This is a genomic window from Phenylobacterium sp. (genome assembly GCF_020402505.1).
Taxonomy (GTDB): Bacteria; Pseudomonadota; Alphaproteobacteria; order Caulobacterales; family Caulobacteraceae; genus Phenylobacterium.
The window spans coordinates 1-4,802 of the sequence record NZ_JADBZL010000187.1 but is presented as its reverse complement, the minus strand read 5'-3'; the positions used below and the strand labels follow the sequence as shown (position 1 = coordinate 4,802).

The following is a 4,802-nucleotide window of genomic DNA, read 5'->3' as shown; positions in this document are numbered from 1 at the left end:
CGGGGAGACTCCCGTCTCCTTGATGCGTTCGTGAATGAACATGAGCAGCTCGTGCTGCTTGCGCGTGAGCATATCCGGAGCCCCCTCCAGGGAACAAAGCAACAACTCTTGCGCGTGTTCTCTAGGTGTTCTTTCGGATTGTCAAGCTACCCGCTGGAGGGGCTCAGCCGCCCAGCAGGTCGCGCGTGGCCGCCGTGACGTCCGGTTGCCGCATGAGGCTCTCACCGACCAGCATGGCGACCGCGCCGGAGTGCGACAAACGCTCGGCATCCGCCCGGGTGAAGATGCCGCTTTCCGTCACAAGCTGAGCGTTTTCAGGCCTCTGCGCGGCAAGTCTTTCCGTGACGGCCAGGTCGGTGACGAAGGTTCTGAGGTCTCGGTTGTTGACCCCCACCAGCCGGGCGCCCAACTGGCCCGCCCGGTCCATCTCGACCTCGTCATGCACCTCGACCAGGGCGTCCATGCCGAGTCGCGCGGCCTCTGAGAGCAGCTCGGCGGCCAGAATGTCGTCCACCATGGCCAGAATCACCAGGATGGCGTCGGCCCCGAGCGCCCGGGACTCGGCGACCTGCCAGGGATCGACCAGGAAGTCCTTGCGCAGGCAGGGGAGGGTGACCGCGGCGCGGGCAGCGACGAGGTCGGCGTCGTCACCCTGGAAGCTTGGCCCGTCAGTCAGCACCGACAGGCAGGCGGCGCCGCCCTCGGCATAGGCGCGGGCCAGGGCGGGCGGGTCGAAGTCAGCCCGGATCAGCCCCTTGGAGGGTGATGCCTTCTTGATCTCGGCGATCAGGGCCAGACGGCCCGGGGACGCCCTGGCCGAGAGGGCGGCGGCGAAGCCCCGGGGCGGGGTGGCGGACGCTGCAGCCGCTTCAACCTGAGCTTGCGGGCGCGCCGCCTTGCGGCCCGCGACGTCGGCGCGCTTGTACTCGGCGATGCGGGCGAGGATGTCGGTCATCGGCCGTTCGAGATCCGGACCAGGGCGTCCAGGGCCGCCAGCGCACGGCCATCGTCGATCACCTGGCCTGCAAGTCCGACGCCTTCGGCGAGGGTCCGCACCCGGTCGGCCACCAGGAAGGCCGCCGCAGCGTTGAGGAGCACGATATGGCGATAGGCGCCGGGCGCACCGGAAAGCAGGGCGCGCAGGGCCTCAGCGTTATGCTGGGGGTCGCCCCCGACCAGGTCTTCCAGCCGTCCTTCGGGGAGGCCAGCTTCTGAAGGGCGAACCGCAAAGCGCCTAAGGGCGCCGTCCTTCAGCTCCACCACCTCGGTCTCGCCGGTGGTGGTCAGTTCGTCCATACCCTGGCCGTGCACCACCCAGGCGCGCTCCGAGCCCAGGTCCCGCAGGACCTCCGCCACGGGTTCCAGCCAGGCCCGGTCGAACACGCCCAGCACCTGGCGGGAAGCGCCGGCGGGATTGGTCAGGGGTCCGAGCAGGTTGAAGAGGGTCCGAAAGCCCAGCTCCGCCCGGATAGGCGAGACGTGCCGCATGGCGCCGTGGTGGGCCTGGGCGAAAAGAAAACAGACGCCGGCCTCCTCTAGCGCCCTCAGCTGGCGATCCGGCCGCGCCTCGATGTCGACGCCCAGGGCGGCCAGGACGTCGGCGGTCCCGGACTTCGACGACAGGGCGCGATTGCCGTGCTTGGCCACCTTCACCCCGCCGCCCGCGGCCACGAAGGCCACGGCGGTGGAGACGTTGAGGGTGTGCAGTCCGTCGCCGCCGGTGCCGCAGACATCAAGGGTGGGAAAGGGCGTCTCCAGCCGCACGGCGGCGGCGCGCATGGCCCGCGCTCCGGCGGCGATCTCCCCGGGGGTCTCGCCGCGCATTCTCAGGGCGGTCAGGGCCGCGCCCACCTGGGCGGGGGAGGGTTCGCCCTTCAGGCAGGCGGCGAAGAAGGCCTCGGCCTCGGCGCCGCCCAGGACCTCGCCGGCGACCAGACGGCCCAGCAGGGGGCGGAAGGCTTCAGACACGGGCCCTCGCCGCCAGCTCCAGGAAGTTTCCCAGGAGCTTGTGGCCGCCCTCGGTGGCGATGGATTCCGGGTGGAACTGGACGCCGTGGATCGGCCGCGTCCGGTGCTGCAGGCCCATGATCTCGCCGTCGTCGGTCCAGGCGGTGATCTCCAGCGCTTCGGGCAGGCTTCCGCTGTCGACAGCCAGGCTGTGATAGCGGGTGGCCGTGAAGGGGTTGGGAAGGTCGGCGAAGACCCCCTTTCCGCCATGGCGTATCGCGCTGGTCTTGCCATGCATCAGCGCCTTGGCCCGCACCACCCGGCCGCCGAAGGCCTGGCCAATGGACTGATGCCCCAGGCAGACCCCCAGGATAGGTAGGTCGTCCGGCGCGCGGCGCAGGAGCTCAAGGCAGATCCCGGCCTCGTCCGGCGAACAGGGGCCCGGGGACAGGAGGACCGCGTCGGGCCGAAGCCCCAGGGCCGCCTCGACGCTCAGATCGTCATTGCGGTGGACGCGCGTCTCCGCCCCCAGTTCGTTCAGGTAGTGAACCAGGTTGTAGGTAAAGCTGTCGTAGTTATCGATCACCAGGATCATGGCCCTGTCCCTATTGAAACCGGCGCGAGAGGGAAAGCCCGATTGTCACGGGGCGTATCCCGAGTGAGGCTTCGGCATGGTTGAAGATGATTCCCCGCGGGGGGCGATCAGCCCCGACGAGATGGCCAGGGCCAAGGCCCTGCTCGAGAGCCCGCAGCGAACCGACGGCGCCTGGGCGGCCCTCGCCGCCGCCGCCTTCGCCGCAGCGACCGCTTTGGCCCTGGCTGCGGCGGTCATCCTCGCCCCGGGGCCCTGAAGCGTCGCGGTCAGGGGTCAGACGAAGCGCCAGGCTTCCTCTGCGGCCCGCCGCAGGGCGCGGGCCTTGTGCAGGGTTTCATCATACTCGGCGTCGGCGTCGCTATCGGCCACCACGCCGCCGCCGGCCTGGATGTACATGATCCCGTCCTTGAAACAGGCCGTGCGCAGGACGATGCAGGTGTCCACCGAACCATCCGCGCCGAAATAGCCCACGGCCCCGGCGTAGGCGACGCCGCGTTTCTCGATCTCCAGTTCGTCGATGATCTCCATGGCCCGCACCTTGGGGGCTCCCGAAAGGGTCCCGGCGGGCAGGGCGGCCATCAGCACGTCGACAGGATTCAGGCCCTCGGGGGCGTCGCCCTCGACATTGGAGACCAGGTGCATGACATGACTGTAGCGCTCGACGAAGAAGCTGTCTGTGACTCGCACATGCGGTCCCGCCGCCCTTGCCGCAGGGGCGTTGGCTCCGGCGGCGTTCAGCATCGCCACCCGGCCCACGTCGTTGCGGCCGAGGTCCAGAAGCATCAGGTGCTCCGCGCGCTCCTTGGGGTCCGCGCGAAGCTCGGCCTCCAGGGCCAGGTCCTCCTCGGGGGTCGCGCCCCGGGGCCGCGTCCCGGCGATCGGGCGGATGGTGATCTTGCCGTCCCGCAGCCGGACGAGGATCTCCGGCGAGGAACCCGCCAGCTGGAAGTCACCGAAGTTCAGGTAGAACAGGAACGGCGAGGGGTTGGTCCGCCGCAGCGAACGATACAGAGCGAAGGGATCGTGCGGAAAGGGCGCCCGGAACCTGTGGCTGGGCACCACCTGGAAGATGTCCCCGGCGGCGATGTAGGCCTTCGCCCGATCGACGATGGTCCGGTAGTCCTCGCGGCTCACCGGGGTGGTGAAGCGGTCGGGCTCCGGGCTCGTCCCGCCGGCTGGCGGGGGCGCGGGGGCGGTCAGGTCGAAGCGTACGGCCTCCAGGCGGGCGCGGGCGGCGGCCCAGGCCCCCTCCGCCGTCAGCGCCGAGGGCCGAACAGTGGTCGCCAGCAGAATCTCCTGGGCGATGCCGTCGAAAACCGCCACCACGGAGGGGCGGATCATCACCGCATCTGGCAGGCCCATGGTGTCCGGGTTGACCTTAGGCAGGCGCTCGACGAGCCGCACCATGTCGTAGCCCAAGGCGCCGAAGACGCCGGCCGCCATGGGCGGCAGGCCAGGGGGCAGATCAAGCCGCGAAGCAGCCACAAGGTCGCGCAGGGAGTCCAGGGCGCCGCCCGGCTGGGTCGTGAACCGCCCGCCCGCGATGTCTTCACCTTCGGCGATCTCGGCGACATCCCCCCGGCAGCGCCAGACCAGGTCGGGATTCAGGGCGATCACCGAGTACCGGCCCCGCCAGGCGCCGCCCTCGACGCTTTCGAAAAGGAAGGCGTAGGGCCGGCCGTTGCCGATCTTCAGGTAGGCGGAGACGGGAGTCTCCAGGTCATCAATCAGCCGGGTCCAGACCACCTGGGCGCGACCGGCCTCGTAGATCCCGGAAAAGGTCTGGAAGCCGGGCTCGAGGGTCACTTTCCGGCGGCCTCATTCCCGGCCTTGGGCGTCTCGACCCCGAGGGACTGGCGGGCCAGGTCGGGCGCGGTGCGCACCTTCAGGACCGTCCGGGCGTAGCGGGGCATCTGGGCCCCGATCTCGCTGAACAGGGTCATGCCCAGCTGCGGCCGGACCTCTTCCACAGAACGGGCGTTCTCCGCAGCGGAGGGGGGTGAGATCGCCTCGACCCGCCCGATAGTGATGGCGAAGGCGGTCGGGTTCGCCGCCAGGAAGACCCCGCCCTTTGCAGCTCCGAAGGCCTCTGCAAAGTCCTCCTGAGACAGGGGACCGCCCTGCGCCGCGCCCTGGCGGGTCAGGCCGGCCAGGCGCCCGGGCTTGGCGCCGATAGAGGCGGCGACCGTGTCCAGGCTCTCGCCCTTGCGCACCCGCTCGGCAAGGGACTCGGCCTTTGCGCGCAGCCGCTTGGCCATCT

5 protein-coding genes and 2 pseudogenes are annotated in these 4,802 nt (G+C 70.1%); 1 reads left to right on the top strand and 6 read right to left on the bottom strand.

Translation table 11 applies throughout. The annotated features are described in order from the left end of the window. From IM632_RS12830 to IM632_RS12815, 4 genes and pseudogenes are all read right to left on the bottom strand, one after another. A pseudogene (locus tag IM632_RS12830) lies at positions 1–72 on the bottom strand (repressor LexA); the annotation flags it as partial. Between the two features lie 91 nt (positions 73–163). Then, on the bottom strand, positions 164–955 hold the full coding sequence (trpC, locus tag IM632_RS12825; protein WP_296484219.1) for an indole-3-glycerol phosphate synthase TrpC: 792 nt from the start codon (positions 953–955) through the stop codon (positions 164–166). Then, the gene (trpD, locus tag IM632_RS12820; RefSeq protein ID WP_296497239.1) at positions 952–1,968 is read right to left on the bottom strand and encodes an anthranilate phosphoribosyltransferase; all 1,017 of its coding nucleotides are present in this window, start codon (positions 1,966–1,968) and stop codon (positions 952–954) included. The genes trpC and trpD overlap by 4 nt, the downstream gene beginning before the upstream one ends. Next, positions 1,961–2,542: an aminodeoxychorismate/anthranilate synthase component II gene (locus tag IM632_RS12815; protein ID WP_293520152.1), complete on the bottom strand. Its 582-nt coding sequence runs from the start codon at positions 2,540–2,542 to the stop codon at positions 1,961–1,963. Before IM632_RS12815 ends, trpD begins: the two co-directional genes overlap by 8 nt. Positions 2,543–2,618: 76 nt before the next feature. Between IM632_RS12815 and IM632_RS12810 the strand changes: the two genes are divergently transcribed. Next, the gene (locus tag IM632_RS12810; RefSeq protein ID WP_293512128.1) at positions 2,619–2,798 is read left to right on the top strand and encodes a hypothetical protein; all 180 of its coding nucleotides are present in this window, start codon (positions 2,619–2,621) and stop codon (positions 2,796–2,798) included. 17 nt (positions 2,799–2,815) lie between these two features. Here the strand turns inward: IM632_RS12810 and trpE are convergent, their stop codons facing one another. Both trpE and IM632_RS12800 read right to left on the bottom strand, forming a co-directional pair. Then, complete coding sequence (gene trpE, locus IM632_RS12805; RefSeq protein WP_296484213.1) at positions 2,816–4,348, bottom strand: anthranilate synthase component I; 1,533 nt, start codon at positions 4,346–4,348, stop codon at positions 2,816–2,818. Then, positions 4,345–4,802, bottom strand: a pseudogene (locus IM632_RS12800) (hypothetical protein); the annotation flags it as partial. The pseudogene IM632_RS12800 and the gene trpE, both read right to left, overlap by 4 nt.